The following is an 18,343-nucleotide window of genomic DNA, read 5'->3' on the forward strand; positions in this document are numbered from 1 at the left end:
ATAACAAAATTTTATGATTGTAATGGAGTCCTACTTGTATATTTGTAGGAAAAAATTACTGTATGAAAAATTCCTACTTGTTACTATCTCTTTTAGTTTCGTTTTTTTCATTTGCACAAATTAGAGGAACTATTACAGACAATAAAGGAATTCCGCTATCGCTTGTAACTATTTTAGAAGAGAACACCTATAACGGAACTTCCTCGAATGAGCAAGGAAATTACGAATTGAACATCAAAAAAACAGGAAAACATACTATCGTTTTCCAATATTTAGGATTCAAAACCCAGAAAATAAATCTCACAATTGATAATTTTCCTTTTATTCAAAACATAAAATTGGCAGAAGAAAATTTATCACTTTCCGAAGTTTTAATCAACTCCAAAGATAATCCAGCCAACGCGGTAATCAGGCAAGCTATTGCCAGCAAAAAAGAAAACTCTGAAAAAACAGCTCGTTTCAAAGCTGATTTTTATTCCCGTGGCATTTTTAAAGTCAAAGATTTACCCAAAAAAATATTGGGTCAAAAAGTGGGTGATTTAAACGGCGCAGTCGATTCAACCGGAACCGGGATAATTTATTTATCAGAAACTGTTTCGAAAATTATTTTTGAAAAACCCGACAATTTAAAGGAACGAATTATTGCCTCAAAAGTAAGTGGAGACAACAAAGGTTTCAGTTACAACACAGCCCGTTCAACGATTTATGATTTTTATGACAACACTTTGGACTTCGACAGCAAAATAATTTCGCCTATTGCCGATAATGCTTTCAACTATTACAAATACAAATTAGAAGGCACATTTCAGGATGAAAACAACCTGATGATTAACAAAATAAAAGTCATTGCAAAGCGAGATGCCGAACCCGTTTTTGAAGGCTACATTTATATTGTCGAAGATTCTTGGGCTATTTACGCGTTAGATTTAGACATCAAGGGCTATCGAATGCACCAGGAATTTGTAGATGTGATGAAATTGAGACAAAACTTCAGCTACAATAAAAACAATAAAATTTGGGCAAAAAACACCCAAAGTCTTGAATTTACAGCGGGTATTTTTGGAATAAAATTCAACGGAAAATTCTCTTATGTTTACAGCAATTACGAATTTGAAAAAGCGTTTGTAAAAAAAACATTTACCAATGAAATTGTAAGTTTTGAAGACAATTCCAATAAAAAAGATACGTTTTTTTGGAACAAAATCAGACCAATTCCTCTTACCATCGAAGAGAATACCGATTACATAAAAAAAGACAGCGTTCATACTGTTCGAAACTCCAAAACCTATTTGGACTCTATTGACAAAAAGGGAAATAAATTCAAAATTTTTAGTCCAATTACCGGTTATCATTGGAAAAATAGTAGTCAAAAAAAATCGTTTAATTATGATGGTTTACTCAATTTATCATCATTGAGTTTCAACACCCTTCAGGGTTGGAATCTGGATTCGGGATTTTCTTTCCGTGATTGGGCAGCGGAAGAAGAAAAAGGAAAAACGACGTCGATAAGCACCAAGTTCAATTATGGATTTTCGGATGATAGATTGCGCGCTACTGCCGATTATTACCATCGATTCAATAATCAAAATTACGCAACACTAACCGTTTTTGGGGGAAGCAAAGTAAACCAATTCAATCCTGAAGAACCTATTACAAGCTTCATAAACACAGTAAGTACTTTGTTTTTTAAAGACAATTATATGAAATTGTACAATAAGGAATTTGCTGGCGCAACTTATGGTCAAGACGTTGGAAATAATTTTTATTTTAAAGGGACTTTAGAATACCAGCAACGAAAACCTTTGTTTAACACGACAGATTATACATTTATAAAAAGCGATGATATTTATAGCTCCAATAATCCGTTGCTGCCAGAAGAAAATTTGATTCCTGCATTCGAACAACATCATCTCACAAAAGCTGCTGTTTTTGCAAAAATAAATTTTGGAAACAAATACATTTCAAGACCAGACGGGAAATTAAATATCCGCAACTACGACTACCCCACTTTGACTTTTGGCTATGAAAATGCTTTTGCATCTAATGAAAGTAAATACGAATACCAATTGATTACAGGTCAAGTTAGGTATGATTTTGATGCTGGAAACAAGGGAACTTTAGGCATAAATCTGAAAGCAGGAACTTTCATTCACGGTGATAATATTTCGTTTGTAGATTACAAGCATTTCAACGGAAATAGAACACATATGGGAACTAGCGCACGCTATTTGAACGTTTTCAACCTAATGCCATATTATTCGAACAGCACGAATAAATCCTATTTCGAAGCGCATTTGGAGCACAACGACAAAGGCTATATTATGAACAAAATTCCTTTATTAAACAAATTGAATTCGACTTTGGTTTTAGGATTTCACTCACTTGCTGTTCCGGACAGAAAACCATACACAGAATTTACGGTTGGGTTAGACAATCTTGGTTTTGGAAAATTGAAGGTATTTCGCTTAGATTATGTTCATTCTTTACAAAACGGAATTCAAGAAAATGGTGTTGTGTTTGGTTTGAAAATCTTGAATGTTTTGGAATAGAATTTAAAAAAATACAATTTTAAAAAAGTACCAATTTATCAAGAAGTTCATAGTTTTTAAAATCATTTATAATTGAAAAACGGTATGTTGATTAATAATACTTTATAAGCACTTAGAAATTTTAGAATTTAGCTATATTTGAGATTTTAAACAGTATAAAACATAATAGTTATGAGTATTGTAGATTCTCCATTAAAAAAAATTTCAGATGATAGAAGATTTATCATCGCTTGCTATACCGAAATGCTTTCTCGAATTAACGAAAATGAAGTAGTTTCCTTGATTAATACTGATTTGCAAGTCATTAGCGCAGAAGAAGACAAACTTCCAAACGAAAAAACGATTCAATCCCTGAGTATTTATTTCCAATTAATAACTTTAGTTGAAGAAAATGCTGCAACGCAATACCGGAGAAGATTGGAAGACCAAGACCAGATTACATCTATGAGAGGATCTTGGGCGGAAGCATTGAATCTATGGAAAAATGCCAACGTTAGTGAAGATGAGATGCTTACGGCTATTGCTGAAACTCACTTAATTCCAGTGCTTACAGCACACCCTACAGAAGCTAAAAGGATTACTGTCATTGAAATTCATCGGGAGTTGTATTTGCTTTTAGTACAAAAAGAAAACACTTCGTTAAGTAAAATTGAACAAGCAGTAAACAGAGAAAATATTATTAATCTTTTAGAAAGATGGTGGAGAACAGGTGAAATATACTTGGAAAAACCAGATATAAAAGATGAAAGAACAAACGCAATTCATTATTTGAGCAAGGTTTTTCCTGTTGTGCTAAAAAATGCAGATAATCAATTGAAAAGCTCTTGGGTAACCCTAGGCTTGAATCCCAATAAAATTAAAAACCCCGATTTATTTCCAAAAATTAGTTTTGGAAGTTGGGTAGGCGGTGACAGAGATGGGCATCCTTTTGTATCTGCTTTAGTAACTAAAGAAACATTATTGCTTCACCGAAAAAATGCCCTAGCACTCCTACGAGAAGAATTAATTACTTTGGTAAAGAAACTTTCTATTTCTGCCATTTCAAACCCCGTTCCTTTTGAACTTTCTGAGGCCATAAACCAAAAAGCGAAGTCGCTAGGTGAAATAGGGCAAAAAGCCATTGAACGCAATCATTATGAACCGTGGAGACAATTTGTCAATTTGATAATTTGTCAATTTGATAATACTATTTCTGAAAATTTTGCTGACTCCAAAACATATTATAAATCAAGCAAAGCCTTAGAAGAAGACTTAAAACTTCTTAGAGACGTTTTGCTGAATAATGGTCTAAAAAGTCTTGCTGAAGATGTAGTATTTTCAGTGGAACGTTCGGTCAAAACCTTTGGTTTTCATTTGGCAAAATTAGATATTCGACAAAATAGTGCCTTTCATGATAAAGCCATTACTCAAATTTTGCAAGCCAATGGCGAAAAAGAATTTGACTTTGAAAATTGGAATGAAGAGAAACGTGTTCACTATTTAAACCACTTATTAGAAAAAAATTCACCTATTATAGATGTCACCGTTTCTTATGGCATTGAGGCTGATGCTGTTTTAGATTGTTATAGTGTTGTTAGACAGCACATAAATCGGTATGGTACAGGTGGTATTGGTTCCTTCATTATCAGTATGACCAGAAATTTAAGTGATTTATTAGTTGTTTACCTATTGATGCGTGAAACCCAGTTATTAAACACGGACATAAGAGTGGTTCCGCTACTGGAGACTATTGAAGATCTGTATAACGGCCCGCAAATTTTAGATTCATTTTTAAAACACCCAATCACGCAATCACGAGCTAAAAAAATGGCTCACAAACAGGAAGTGATGTTGGGTTATAGTGACAGCAATAAAGATGGAGGTACTATTGCCAGTAAATGGAATTTATACAAAGCCGAAATTGCGTTGTCCGAAGTGGGAAGAAAAAATAGCACCGAAATATACTTTTTCCACGGAACTGGTGGGACAATCAGCAGAGGCGGAGGAAAATACCATCGTTTCTTAGAAAGCATGCCTGAGAACACAGTTTGCGGCACCTTTAAAATAACAGTACAAGGTGAATCAGTTGCCCAACTTTTTGGAAATCCAATGACGGCAAAATATAACTTAAGCGCCTTATCCTCTGGCGTAGTAAGACATGTGATTGAAAATAAAAGTAAAGCAGAAGCTCCAAAATATCCCATTGAAACTTTGGAGTTTTTAGCACAAAAATCATTTGAGCATTATAAAAATTTGATAGAAACGCCTGGTTTTATAAATTTTTATAGTACAGCCACTTGCATAGATGTTTTAGAGAATAGTAAAATTGGCTCACGGCCAGCCAGAAGAACAGGCACAAGAACTTTGAAAGACCTCAGAGCTATTCCGTGGGTATTTAGTTGGAATTTATCCAGAATTTCTTTGACAGGTTGGTACGGACTAGGTGAAGCTTTAAAAACACTGAAAGAAGAAAAACCAGAAGAATATAACCTTTTAAAACAATCAGCAAACCATTGGAAATTCTTTAAGTTTTTGATGATTCAAACGGAAACAAATTTAATCCTTTCTAATTTAGAAATGATGAAGCAATATGCGGCTCTGGATGAGGATGTAGTTGAACGAGATTTGTTTATGAACAAGCTTTTGGCGGATCATCAAAATGGTTTTGAGTTAGTTGAAGAGTTGTTTCACGAACCTGCATCCATCAGAAGAAATGCTCAGTATGACAATTTGAAATGGCGCAATGACAAACTTTTTGTTTTACATCAATTGCATATCAAATACCTAAAAATATGGAGAAGCATGGATGATGAACACCAATTAGAAAAGAGTAAATTATTAAATAAATTGTTAAGTTTAACCAATGCTTTATCTAGCGGCTTGAAAAATACAGGTTGATTATATAAATGGTGGCTTTCTAAGAAACACATTCTTGTTTTTAAAGAATACGCTTTGTCGACATAATGAAATGAAAGGATTAAACTTTATTTGAATTTGAATAAACACTGACGTTTGTCAGACCTATCTACCCAAAATCGGGTGGCTTTGTATGATTTTGTCAGACCTATATACTAGTTACCGGCAATTCTTAAACACGAATGGTTATGAATAGAACTATTTTTTTTGCAATTCTTTTTTTATTCATTTCTTGCCGAAAGGATGAAACCAAAATATTGTCATTTAAAGATTGTAAAGTAGAATATCCGAGTTACGAATGTGGAGAAAAAAAACTTTATGAAGGTCATTCAGTATCAAATGAATGGGAACTTGAATCAGCAAAACGTCAATTAGCATTATGTTTGTGTGAAAAGTATTTGGAAAAACCTGATTCAGAAATTAAAGCCGAAATTTTAGAAATTTATAATGCAAAAGAAAAATATTTCGGAAATGATAATCCGAAAAATATGGAGTTTGATACAATCTTGAAGAAAAGAGCCGAGATTTTTGACCCAACAATTTATGTGGATTAACGTTGCGATGATAACAAGAACAGCCGGTAACAGCCGTTTCTCGCAATTGCGAGTTTTGTGGTAAGTTCACGTTCTCGTTTCGCAAGATTTTTTATCTTTAACAGAAAATAATTCGTTCCGAAGTTCGCAACCTCGCCAAGCGCCGGAACGTTAAAAACGAAAAATTAAAAAGCACTTATGGCTACTCGCCATTTTTATATTTAAAACAAAAAAAGCCCCAATCGGGGCTTTTTTAATATAAAACTAAATCTTACTTGCTCAAATACATTTTTCTTCTACTATACAATTCATAAAACTGGTTGTCTTTCAAATTCGTTTAACATATTTAAATGTAAAATAGTTTTCGAATTATCAGAGCTTCGTGAATACATTGGTTTGAATTTAGCACCATAAACTACCTCTTCAAAAGTGTAGGAAGTTCGAGTGGCAACAACTGTACTATACATATCGTCAAAGGTTTTAATGTATACCATTATCTCCCCTGTTGTATTGGCAAAATTGGCTGCATCAAATTGAAACAATGGGCTTTCTTCCGTTATGGGATGAACTAGAGTCCAACTTAAATTTAGCGCATTTATTTTATCATACTCGAGATCCAAAAAATAAAATTTATTACTCAAATTACCATTTTCCAAAACATTCATTCCTAAAGTAATTTTGGCTTCAATATCTGTAAAATTAGTATTTTTATAAGGCGTGATTCTAATCATCAAAGCAGTAATATCCTGATAAGGTGCAATAATTGCATTATGTGAAAATTTCAAAAATGCAACTGGTTTGCTAAATCTACCAAAGAACAAACCTGTTGCAATAGCAAAACTTAGCAAGCCTGTCAATGCTTCAGCAGCTGAAATTGCACTTGTCAAAAATCCAGAAGGACTTATATGTCCATAACCAACTGTGGTAAAAGTTTGTGCACTAAAAAAATAAGCTTGCCCAAATTGCACCCAAGTCGAACTAGAAGTATCAATCCCATTTAAATATTCAATTCCTATTACAAAATAAATAAGAGCAAAAGCAAAATTAATAACAATATAAAAGATCAAAATAATCATAATAAACTTCCAAGTAGGCATATCCAATAAGGTGTGATACCAACTAATGCGGTTAAAAAAACCCATTCCACGTTTTTGAACATTTGCAGTACCATCTTTATTTAAAAAACGCCCACCATAACTATTAGAATTTGTTCCAAATCCAGAATTAAAAAAAGCTTTTGCTTTAGTATTGATGCTATTTAAAAACGCCATTGGTTCTAATTTTTTGAAAAGTAAAATTAACTAAAAATAGCATACAAAAAAGTCCACGGATTGGAACTTATTTAGGTCTAGTTTAAATGTTTTTTTAAAGAAAATACGATTTGTAAACACAAAGAAATCAAAGGATTTCACTATATTTGAATTTGAATAAACATTAACGTTTGTCAGATAAAGCGACCCAATTTAGGAATGATATGTCTGATTTTGTCTTACCAATATGCAAGTTGGCGGTCAGCTTAAAACAAAATCTACTATGAAAAAACTAATCGAAAGAACGAACATTTCAGAAAACTCAAAAGATTCTAATGCTTATGAACAACTTGGCAAACTTTTAAATTCCATAGAAATAAAAGAATTGCCCGACGAAACAGTTGATTTGATAAACAATGAAATAGAACAAATAAATTCTATTTCAGATATTGATAAATATTTTGTGAAAGCAATAAAAGAAAAAGAAAATGGAGTAATAAAATTGATAGAGAAAAAACACAAAATTGCACCAAAAAATTATTACAGGAAACTGTGGATGATTTTAGGTATGTCTATATTCGGAATACCTATGGGTGTTGCATTTGGTTTAAGTATTGGAAATTTAGGAATGCTAGGAATTGGACTACCGATTGGTATGGCAATTGGAATTGGGGTTGGTTCAAGTATGGACAAAAAGGCTTTTAATGAAGGGAGACAATTAGATTTTGAAGTTAAATAGTAAAAAATTCAGACAATTTATAGAAAGTCGAACCGCTTAACAGGCGTTTGGCAAAAAAGCGGGTTCATTGCTTAAATGGTGCTTTGTGCTTCGTATCTAGTTCAGTGGTGGCAGACGGTTTTTTGCTTCGAATCCGCTTCTTCGCCAAGCGCCAAACCGTTATTAAAACCAAAATTAAATAAAATTATATCATTAAAAAAAGTTCTTATGGCTACTCGCCATTCTTATATTTAAAACAGAAAAGCCCCAAAACGGGGCTTTTCTGTTTTAAATATAAGCTTAATTACTCAAATACATTTTTCTTCTACTATACAATTCATAAAACTGGTCGTCTTTCAAATCATCAATAAACAAAATGCTTTCTCCGGTAGATTTCATTTCTGGACCTAATGCTTTGTTTACGTTATGAAACTTGCTGAAAGAGAAAACCGGTTGTTTGTCTGCATATCCTTTTAACTGCGCATTGAAAACAAAATCAACTGCTTTATTGTGGCCCAACATTACTGAATAAATTGATGCAAACAGATTTCTAAGTAAAAGACACGTTTTAGCTTAGATTAAAACACGGAAAGTACTGTAAATAAAACCAATGAAATTAGTGTATAAACCAAAATAGCATTGCTGAAAAACTTCAGCTCATCTTCATTATTTTTAATAAATAAAGGCAGAATAAATGGTGGAGGAAGTAGTACAAACGTTATAAAACCGACCTTAAATAAGGGATTAAATTCCCCAACGGTAAAAAAAATAAGTTGGTAGGTAAAAAAACCACAGATGGCTACAACCAAAATCCGTAAACCAATAAATTTAAAAGTTTCAGCCCAATTGACATCAGTAAATTGAATCGAATATCCCACTACAACTAGAATTAATGGAACAGTGATTTTTGACAATGTTTCCATCGCCGAAAAAACACCAATTATAACAGCTTGATGTGAAAACCAATCATATGTATTGGTTAAATTGGTTATTATACCTACAAAAATAGCTACTATAGTCGGTGATTTGAGAAAACGAATGAAATTTTGCGATATGCTTATTTGTCCATTGTTTTTACTCTCCAACAAAGGAAAATAGACAAACCAAATAAAAAACTCATGCCCCAAAGCCAACAGGGCTATTACCGAAATATTTTCAATACCATAAAGCGCACCAAAAAGTGCAATACCTATCATGCCAAATTCGAAGCCTGTAAAAAAAAGACCTGTATAAGAACGCTTCAAATATTTTCTTAAAAAAATTCCAATGCCATATAATAAAATACAGAAAAGAAAAACTATAAGAAACAGCAATGTATAACTTAATTGTAAATTGGCTTTACTAAAAGCAAAAAACAATATGCAAGGCAAGGAAACTCTTAGAATCAAAAATTTAAGACCATTAATGACAGTTGTATTAATTTCTTTGGATTTTTGGAGTAAGAAACCAATAATTAACATTAAAAATATTGGAAAAATCTTGACAAGAATAGCGTTCATAAATTAGAGATTATTTGCTTTATACAATTTTATATAAGTCACAAAAGTAATGGAAATTTGTTAAGATCTAAACTAAAAATAGTACCAATAAAGTATAAAAATGACTTTATGGCTAAAATCCTGAATCCTGATTTTGGGATACATCAAAGGATAAAACTTTTTTATACCTAAATCTTAGCACCAATGAAGAACCTACAGTTTCAGAAGACACTATCCTAAAAACAATACAAACTGGGAAAATTAGCTTATCAAATCTTACAGCTTTAACAAATAAGATTGAAAAACCCCAGGCTGGTGCGAGCGTACCGCTCGTATCTACAAACAAGAAAAGCCCCAAACGGGGCTTTTTCAATATACAAAATTAAATTTTATTTGCTCAAATACATTTTTCTTCTAGAGTACAATTCGTAGAATTGGTCGTCTTTCAAATCGTCAATAAACAAAATGCTTTCGCCAGTTGATTTCATTTCTGGTCCCAACGCTTTATTCACGTTATGGAACTTGCTGAAAGAGAAAACGGGTTGCTTGATGGCAAATCCTTTTAATTGCGGATTGAAAACAAAATCAGTTACTTTCTTTTCGCCCAACATCACTTTGGTAGCGTAGTTCACATAAGGTTCTCCGTAGGCTTTCGCAATAAATGGAACGGTACGAGACGCTCTAGGATTCGCTTCAATGATATAAACGATATCGTCTTTTATCGCAAACTGGATGTTGATTAAACCAACGGTTCGCAAGGCTAAAGCAATTTTTTTGGTATGGTCTTTTATCTGGGTCATCACAAATTCGCCCAAGTTGAACGGTGGCAAAGTCGCATTACTGTCGCCAGAGTGAACTCCGCAAGGCTCTATGTGCTCCATTATTCCAATGATGTACACGTTTTCACCGTCGCAAATCGCATCGGCTTCAGCTTCGATTGCTCCATCTAAATAATGGTCTAAAAGCAATTTATTTCCTGGAATCGTTTTCAATAAATTGATGACGTGTTCTTCCAATTCTTGTTTGTTGATCACGATTTTCATTCCCTGACCTCCCAAAACATAAGATGGACGAATCAACAATGGAAAGTCCAAAGTGTCAGCCAAAGCAGAAGCTTCGTCAGCCGTTTCAGCAATACCAAACTGTGGAAAAGGAATTTTCAAATCGGTTAAAAGTTCCGAGAAACGTCCTCTGTCTTCGGCTAAATCCAAAGCATCGAAACTGGTTCCAATAATTTTTATTCCGTATTTGGCTAACTTTTCAGCAATTTTTAAAGCCGTTTGTCCGCCTAATTGCACGATGACACCTTCCGGTTTTTCGTGTTGGATAATATCGTAAATATGTTCCCAAAAAACGGGCTCGAAATACAATTTGTCGGCCGTATCAAAATCGGTCGAAACCGTTTCTGGATTACAGTTGATCATAATAGTTTCATAACCACATTCTTTGGCCGCCAAAACCCCGTGAACACAAGAATAATCAAATTCAATTCCTTGTCCAATTCGGTTTGGTCCTGAACCCAAAACGATTATTTTTTTCTTGTCGGTTACGATACTTTCGTTGTGAACGTAACGTTCTCCGTTTGCTTTTTCGATTTCGGCCTCAAAAGTGGAGTAATAATAAGGAGTCAATGCCTTGAATTCCGCAGCACAAGTATCGACTAGTTTGAACACGCGATTGATGTTCATTGACATACGCAAAGTATGTATTTGACTTTCCAAACATCCCAACATATGTGCAATTTGTCTGTCGGCAAACCCTTTTTGTTTTGCTTCGAGTAATAATTCTCTTGGTAAAGTTTCCAATTTAAAGTTGGATATTTCCTTTTCCAAAGTATATAATTCCTCGTATTGTTTCAAGAACCACATATCGATTTTGGTGATTTCGTGAATGCGACTCAATGGAATTCCCAAAGCAATGGCATCATAAATTACGAAAACACGATCCCAACTCGCAAAAGTCAGTTTCTCGATAATTTGCTCGTAGTTTTTATATCCTTTTCCGTCAGCTCCAAGTCCATTTCTTTTGATTTCCAATGATTGTGTAGCTTTGTGCAAGGCTTCTTGGAACGAACGTCCAATTCCCATTACTTCACCTACGGATTTCATTTGAAGCCCCAAAGTTCTGTCGGCTCCTTCAAATTTATCAAAATTCCAACGTGGTATTTTTACAATCACATAATCCAAAGTCGGTTCAAAAAGCGCCGAAGTCGATTTGGTAATTTGGTTTTGCAATTCATCCAAGTTGTAACCCAAAGCCAGTTTCGAAGCAATTTTTGCAATAGGATAACCCGTTGCTTTTGATGCTAATGCTGATGAACGAGACACACGAGGATTGATTTCAATTGCCACGATATCTTCTTTATCGTCGGGCGAAACGGCGAATTGCACGTTACAACCTCCAGCAAAATTTCCGATAGAACGCATCATCAAAATAGCATAATCACGCATCCTTTGGAAAGTCGTGTCAGACAGAGTCATTGCTGGCGCGACTGTTATAGAATCTCCGGTATGAATCCCCATTGGATCCATATTTTCGATAGAACAAATAATCACGACATTGTCGTTTTTATCTCTCAACAATTCCAATTCATATTCTTTCCAACCCATCAAGGCCTTGTCGATCAAGACTTCGTGAATAGGAGAAGCTTCTAACCCGCGAGTTAAAAGTTCGTTGAAATCTTCTTTTTTGTATACAATTGCAGCTCCAGTTCCTCCCAAAGTAAAGGATGGACGAATAACCAACGGAAAACCAAATTCCTGTGCAATTTCTTTTCCACGAAGGTAAGAAGTACAGATTTCTGCGGGTGCAGATGGAACTCCAATTTTCTTTAGCAATTGCTTGAACTGCTCTCTGTCTTCGGTAATGTTGATGGCATTGACATCAACGCCAATTAGTTTCACTCCAAAATCATTCCAAATCCCTTTTTCATCCGCTTCCAAACAAAGATTTAAAGCAGTTTGACCTCCCATTGTTGGCAAAACAGCATCAATTTGTGGATGTTCTTTTAAGATTTGAATAATTGATTTAGTGGTCAAAGGCAATAAATAAATATGATCGGCCATTGATGGGTCGGTCATAATTGTTGCCGGATTGGAATTGATCAAGATAACTTCGATTCCTTCTTCACGAATAGAACGTGCCGATTGGGAACCTGCATAATCAAATTCGCAAGCTTGACCAATCACGATTGGACCCGAACCTATTATTAAAACTGATTTTATGGAGTTGTCTTTTGGCATAGTGTAGTTGTTTGTTGTTTGTATTTTTAGTTTCAGGTTTCAGGTTTCAGGTTTCAAGTTGCTCAACTAACTTTAAACATGAAACTTTAAACCTTTTTAACGATAAGGTATAAAAAAAGGCGATACTAAAAAAAGTAACGCCTTTATGATGTTTATAGAAACATTATTTTTTATGTCTTGGTTCGCAAGAAACAGTCAATTTATGTCTTCCCTTTGCTCTACGACGAGCTAGGACTTTTCTTCCATTTGCAGATTCCATTCTGTCCATAAATCCGTGCTTATTTCTTCTTTTTCTTTTCGATGGTTGAAACGTTCTTTTGCTCATTGCTTTGTATCTTTAAAAAATGTATTTAAATGTCTTTGGTAGTTTTGAATTCCGTTATTCTAAAACCGAGTGCAAATATACAAAGACTTTTATTTCTGGCAAGTGGTTTTATAATTTTTTTTTTAATTCCTTTTACTATCTTTGCTGATATAAATTTACACACTATGTTTCACAAGAATATCAAACTTATTATCGCTGGCCTTCTAGTAGTTGCAGCGGTTTGGCAATTTACAGAATCTAATATTGGCAACGGAATCTTCCTTATATTATTGACTGCTTTTCCAATTTTTCTTTACTTTAAAAATGAATTTATATTATTGGCCTTCTTAAAATTGAGAAAACAAGATTTCGAAGGAGCCAAAAAATGGTTGGCTTACATCAAAAATCCAGAAGGAGCTTTAGTTAGAAAACAACAAGGTTATTTTAATTATTTACATGGAATTATGCTTTCGCAAACGAATATTAATCAAGCTGAAAAATATTTCAAGAAAGCAATCGAATTGGGATTGTCCATGGATATGGACTTGGCTGTTGCCAAATTAAATCTCGCCGGAGTTGCAATGACTCGAAGAAGAAAACTGGAAGCGACAAATTTACTTAATGAAGCAAGAAAACTAGACAAACAGAATATGTTAACCGATCAGATTAAGATGATGAAAGATCAAATGAAGAAAATATAATTCCTCTCCCCGACCCTTTACGAAGGAGAGTGAGCTAAAAACAGAAAAGCGGTTAGACTAAAATCTAATCGCTTTTTTTATTCCAAGATTATTTTGGGTAAATTTTCATTCAACCACTTGTATTTACTCAGAATCATAACGTGTGTTCCGCCTTTTACCGCAATACAGTTTTGAATGTTTTTTATCGGAAAAACATCATCGGCATCTCCGTGAATGTGAATTACACTTTTGTCAGCAACGTTTCTTGTCCACAAAATAACTTGCTCCACAGCCCAGTCTAAATAACGCTTGTCTCGAACGCGAAGAAATTTTTCATATAATTTTAGCCTTTGGTTTATTTTTTCGCCAAAGGAAAATTTAGATAGACTTTCAATATTGGCAAATAAAGCGGTTGGAATCAATTTATAAGCTTTGGTGGTTTTGGCCAATTTCATTCTTATAGGAAACTCGAGATTTGTTTTAACACTCGAAATGATGATAACTTTTCTAACTTGAATAAATTGAGCCATTTCCTGAACTAAAATTCCACCAAATGAAACTCCTATTAATACTGGATTCGGGTGTGTAATCTTCTGGCTCATTCGTTTGGCATATTGAAGTAAAGTTTCATTATCCAAAGGGATTTCCCATTCTAAAAGTACTGTTTCAAAAGTAGCATCAGGAAGTACTATTCGTTCAAAAATTTGAGCACTTGCAGCCAAACCAGGCATAAAATAAACTGGAATTTTACTCATATTGTTAGTTTTAAGGCAGAATTTTCAATACCTTTTTTGTAAACGAAATTTGGATAAAATTAAACGTTTTATTTGAAACCAATACTATTATACTATCAATAATCGTTTGATATTGAAAATCAAATCGATACCTTTGTAAACCTATTCACAATACCAAAATAAATCACCTAGTATATATCATCATTGAAATCAAAATCAATTTAAACCAAAATACTTTTTGTGTCCTAAATGCCCATTAAATTAAATAGTATGGAAACTGCAGCCATTATTGAAATCAAGGACAATACTTTTGCCCGACAATTTGAAACCATAACTAAAAAAGGCTTAGTAACAGTTGAATATTCTTTTCAGGAGAAAAAAATATTTTTAACAAAAATTAATACTCCAGATTCATTTGATGATGAGCTATTTATTTCGAATTTACTCAAAGAAATTATGGCAATTGCCATTGAAAGAAAACTAAAAGTCGTTCCTATACTTCCTAAAATTGTTGTTTTCTTCAAAAAGAATCCAGTTTACAAAGAGTTACTCCCGCCAGGCATTCGATTATAAAAAAACTGTTTCGCTAAAAGAAACAGCTTTATTATGTCTAAAAAAGGCAAAAAAACATAACCCTTAGTTTAGCTCATTTCAAAACTCAAACAAGTCAAATTTTCAAAAAAACAACTCTCAATAAACGGATACAAAATCACCATTAAAGAATACGTAAATTATATAAAATTAATATAGGATGATGTAATATCACACTGAAATTTAAGCATTTTCTTTGTTGTATATAAACTCAAACCGTGGCTCTACTCAAAAAATTTCTTGTATTATTTTTATTTATAATCGGCTTTTATGATTCCAATGCCCAAGTCCAAACTTTATTTAATGATAAAATTGAACTCAAATCGATGGTTGCACGTTGGGAATTAGACGCGACTTCAGCAAGAGGAACATTTTTGGTAACCCCTTACAAGTCAATATACATACTGCCTTTTGTTTGGTCTAATAGAATTAATGAACTTCCTAATTCTGGGAATGAATCTCCAGATTATATTGCGCCTAATGTAGATTTTGACGTAGTTGAGTTAAAGTTTCAATTGAGTTTTAAAACTAAAATTCTGCAAAGTTTTTTATGGGGAAAAGCCGATTTATGGGTTGCATATACACAAGTTTCGCATTGGCAAATTTACAATTCAGATTTATCTCGTCCGTTTAGAGAGATAAATTATGAGCCCGAAATCATACTTAATTTTCCGCTAAAATTTAATTTTCTTGGTTTTAAAACCAGAATGATTGGGACTTCGTTTAATCACGAATCCAATGGCAAGAGTTTTCCAAATACAAGAAGTTGGAATAGGATAATCCTGTTTGCTGGTTTTGAAAGAGAAAATTGGAATATCTATATCAGGCCTTGGTATGTAATTCCCGAATCGAAAGGAGACAATCCAGATATTTCTGACTTCGTTGGCAATGGTGATTTGACTCTAATTTATTCTAAAAACAGAAGTGTTTATTCTTTTGAAGGAAGTCATAATTTTAATTTTAAAGGAGAAATGAGAGGTAGTGCAGCATTTTCTTGGTCCTATCCAATAAAAGGAAATCTTAAAGGATACATACAAGTTACTCACGGCTATGGAAATTCACTCATAGATTACAACCATAATCAAACTACAGTAGGAGTCGGCGTCTCCTTGATTGAATGGCAATAAAATTTAAACAAATTTGAAAACTGATAACAGTTGGTTTTATAGTATAAAAAGTTGCATCTAGTAAATATTAAAAATTTATGATGTAAAATATACCAAATAGTAAAGCATCAAATAGTTGCATAAAATCAATTTTGACACAAATCCTTTTTGATATAAATTCATAACAATTGTAGTTTCTTTCTTGTTCGAATGCTATAATATTCAAAAAGTACCCATTTAAGTAGATTAAATTGTATCTTAGACAAAAAAGGAGTGCTGTTTTAGCTTTTTAACTAAATAAAAGAAAGAAAAAAACCTTTATAAATAGCTTAGCATCCTAGTACATTCCGATCTGAAATGTGTGAATTATATAAGTTTTTTCTAAAGTTATATAAGTTTTTTTTATGCGAATCGTTAGACTTTTACATCAACTATTTTAATCACAAAATAATTTGAAATTATATATCAAATACATGGTTAGCAACCGTTGCAAAATGGCGGTAAAAGAAGAGCTAAAAAATCTTGGCCTCCATTATATCCTAGTCGATTTAGGGGAAGTTGATATTATGGAAAATATTTCTATGGAAAAACGAGCGTTGTTAAAAGCAAATTTGCTTCAATCAGGCCTCGAGTTAATGGATGATAAGAAAGCCATGATGATCGAAAAAATCAAAACTATAATTATAGAAATGGTGCATCACTCGAACGAAATTATCAAGGTCAATTTTTCGGATTACTTGAGTGAAAAAATGAATCACGATTACACTTATTTGTCTAATTTGTTTTCAGAGGTTCAAGGAACTACAATTGAGCAATATATTATTTCTCATAAAATAGAACGCATCAAAGAATTAATTATTTACGGCGAACACAATATTACCGAAATTGCTTGGAAAATGGGGTACAGCAGTGTAGCGCATTTATCGAGCCAGTTCAAGAAAGTCACTGGGCTTACTCCTTCTCATTTTAAACAATTGAAAGACAAAAGGCGAAGTCCGATTGAAGAAATTTGATTCAAATAGCAAAAGAGACTAACCTATTATCACAAAAAACATTATGAAACTTCTATTTGAAAAGAAAACTACCCTCTTTTATATCCTCTCCGTTATTCTGTTGACCACAGTTTTGTCGGTACTTTATTTAAACAATCAAAAAGAAATTGCTTCGAGCAAAAAATTGTTACACAATCAGGAAGTCATCAGCAAGAGTAACGAAGTCTTGTTGGATGTCCTTAATATTGAAACCGGATTCAGAGGCTATTTGTTATCTGGCAATAGCGTTTTTTTGGAACCTTATAATCTGTCTAAAAATAAAGTAAACGCCAATTTAGACACATTGGATATACTAACCAAAGACAATCCAAATCAGCAAAACAATGTCCTTTTGTTGAAAAAAAAGGTGGAAGAACGACTTAATTTTACCGAAAAATATCTAGCATTCAAGAGTCCTAAAGAATTGACTGTTGCTGAAAAAATAGGAATAATTGAAGAAGGCAAAATTATTACTGACAATATAAGAACGACCAAAAGCTCTGTTACTAATGAAGAATCCAGACTGCTTAAGAATCAAAAAATTGAAAACGAAAAAGACTATCATTTTTCTGAATTAATCTTTTTTTTGCTTCTTGTTTTTTTGGGTGTCATTTTTATTCTCGTGATAATTATCATAAAAAATCAGAAGAAAACGAATAACGAATTAAAAACTTTTAATGCCAATCAAAAATCAGCCTCTCATTATGCTCTAAGCCTCATCGAGGCAAGTCATGACCCGCTAGTGACCATTAATGTTAAAGGAAAAATCATGGATATGAATGAAGCATTAGTAAACATTACTGGTGTAACTCGAGAGGAACTTGTAGGTTCTGATTTTTTCGATTATTTTACTGATCAACAAAGTGCTAGAGAAGTTTATCAAGAAGTTTTTGAAAAAGGTTACGTAGCCGATTTCCCTCTGACTATTCGTCATAAAGACGGAAAATTGACAGACGTTTTATTTAACGGTTCCGTATATAGAAATGACAATGGGGCTATTCTGGGAGTTGTAATTGTAGCCAGAGATATTGCGGAACAAAAATGGGCCTTAGATTTACAAATTGCCAATAAAGAACTCGCTTACCAAAACCAAGAGAAAGAAAACAGAGCCAATGAATTGAGCATTGCCAATAAAGAACTCGCTTACCAAAACCAAGAGAAAGAAAATAGAGCCAATGAATTGAGCATTGCCAATAAAGAACTCGCTTACCAAAACCAAGAGAAAGAAAATA

The 18,343-nt window shown here is 33.3% G+C and carries 14 protein-coding genes and 1 pseudogene; 9 read left to right on the forward strand and 6 right to left on the reverse strand.

Annotated features, from left to right (window positions below; translation table 11 throughout):
- The first annotated feature begins 62 nt into the window (after positions 1-62).
- The 3 genes from FNW17_RS12840 (at position 63) to FNW17_RS12850 (ending at position 5,998) form a co-directional block, all read left to right on the forward strand.
- Entirely contained in the window at positions 63-2,549 is a 2,487-nt protein-coding gene (locus FNW17_RS12840) for a DUF5686 and carboxypeptidase regulatory-like domain-containing protein (RefSeq protein WP_144071840.1), read from the forward strand.
- A gap of 171 nt (positions 2,550-2,720) precedes the next feature.
- Positions 2,721-5,426 (forward strand): phosphoenolpyruvate carboxylase, encoded by a 2,706-nt coding sequence (locus tag FNW17_RS12845; RefSeq protein ID WP_143391933.1) that lies wholly within the window; start codon positions 2,721-2,723, stop codon positions 5,424-5,426.
- 206 nt (positions 5,427-5,632) lie between these two features.
- The gene (locus FNW17_RS12850) at positions 5,633-5,998 is read left to right on the forward strand and encodes a hypothetical protein (RefSeq protein WP_144071841.1); all 366 of its coding nucleotides are present in this window, start codon (positions 5,633-5,635) and stop codon (positions 5,996-5,998) included.
- 287 nt (positions 5,999-6,285) lie between these two features.
- On the opposite strand, the gene FNW17_RS12855 is transcribed toward FNW17_RS12850, so the two are convergent.
- Positions 6,286-7,248 (reverse strand): ion channel, encoded by a 963-nt coding sequence (locus tag FNW17_RS12855; protein WP_144071842.1) that lies wholly within the window; start codon positions 7,246-7,248, stop codon positions 6,286-6,288.
- A gap of 262 nt (positions 7,249-7,510) precedes the next feature.
- Here FNW17_RS12855 and FNW17_RS12860 point away from each other — a divergent pair, with 262 nt between their 5' ends.
- A complete protein-coding gene (locus FNW17_RS12860; RefSeq protein WP_143391936.1) occupies positions 7,511-7,966 on the forward strand; it encodes a hypothetical protein in 456 nt (151 codons plus the stop codon).
- A gap of 279 nt (positions 7,967-8,245) precedes the next feature.
- Here FNW17_RS12860 and FNW17_RS12865 read toward each other — a convergent pair.
- The 4 genes and pseudogenes from FNW17_RS12865 to rpmH form a co-directional block, all read right to left on the reverse strand.
- Positions 8,246-8,470: pseudogene (locus tag FNW17_RS12865) on the reverse strand (hypothetical protein); the annotation flags it as partial.
- Positions 8,471-8,523: 53 nt separating this feature from the next.
- Entirely contained in the window at positions 8,524-9,444 is a 921-nt protein-coding gene (locus FNW17_RS12870) for an AEC family transporter (RefSeq protein WP_143391937.1), read from the reverse strand.
- 368 nt (positions 9,445-9,812) lie between these two features.
- Positions 9,813-12,665, reverse strand: a complete 2,853-nt coding sequence (carB, locus tag FNW17_RS12875) for a carbamoyl-phosphate synthase large subunit (protein ID WP_144071843.1) — start codon at positions 12,663-12,665, stop codon at positions 9,813-9,815.
- A 163-nt stretch (positions 12,666-12,828) separates the two neighbouring features.
- Positions 12,829-12,990 carry a 50S ribosomal protein L34 gene (gene rpmH, locus FNW17_RS12880; protein ID WP_022828464.1) on the reverse strand — a complete coding sequence of 54 codons (162 nt, stop codon included), beginning with the start codon at positions 12,988-12,990 and terminating at the stop codon, positions 12,829-12,831.
- A 164-nt stretch (positions 12,991-13,154) separates the two neighbouring features.
- Here rpmH and FNW17_RS12885 point away from each other — a divergent pair, with 164 nt between their 5' ends.
- Entirely contained in the window at positions 13,155-13,670 is a 516-nt protein-coding gene (locus FNW17_RS12885) for a DUF2892 domain-containing protein (RefSeq protein ID WP_143391939.1), read from the forward strand.
- 77 nt (positions 13,671-13,747) lie between these two features.
- Here the strand turns inward: FNW17_RS12885 and FNW17_RS12890 are convergent, their stop codons facing one another.
- Positions 13,748-14,404 (reverse strand): alpha/beta fold hydrolase, encoded by a 657-nt coding sequence (locus tag FNW17_RS12890; RefSeq protein WP_143391940.1) that lies wholly within the window; start codon positions 14,402-14,404, stop codon positions 13,748-13,750.
- A gap of 267 nt (positions 14,405-14,671) precedes the next feature.
- Between FNW17_RS12890 and FNW17_RS12895 the strand changes: the two genes are divergently transcribed.
- From FNW17_RS12895 to FNW17_RS16370, 4 genes are all read left to right on the forward strand, one after another.
- Positions 14,672-14,956 (forward strand): GNAT family N-acetyltransferase, encoded by a 285-nt coding sequence (locus FNW17_RS12895; protein WP_143391942.1) that lies wholly within the window; start codon positions 14,672-14,674, stop codon positions 14,954-14,956.
- A 236-nt stretch (positions 14,957-15,192) separates the two neighbouring features.
- Positions 15,193-16,101, forward strand: coding sequence for a phospholipase A (locus FNW17_RS12900; protein WP_235893277.1), 909 nt, complete (start codon positions 15,193-15,195; stop codon positions 16,099-16,101).
- A 452-nt stretch (positions 16,102-16,553) separates the two neighbouring features.
- Entirely contained in the window at positions 16,554-17,093 is a 540-nt protein-coding gene (locus FNW17_RS12905) for a helix-turn-helix domain-containing protein (RefSeq protein WP_144071845.1), read from the forward strand.
- A 43-nt stretch (positions 17,094-17,136) separates the two neighbouring features.
- Positions 17,137-18,343 (forward strand): CHASE3 domain-containing protein (locus FNW17_RS16370; RefSeq protein ID WP_185965306.1); only part of this gene is annotated, 1,207 nt, incomplete at its 3' end.

The organism is Flavobacterium franklandianum, assembly GCF_007097365.1.
Lineage (GTDB): Bacteria > Bacteroidota > Bacteroidia > Flavobacteriales > Flavobacteriaceae > Flavobacterium > Flavobacterium franklandianum.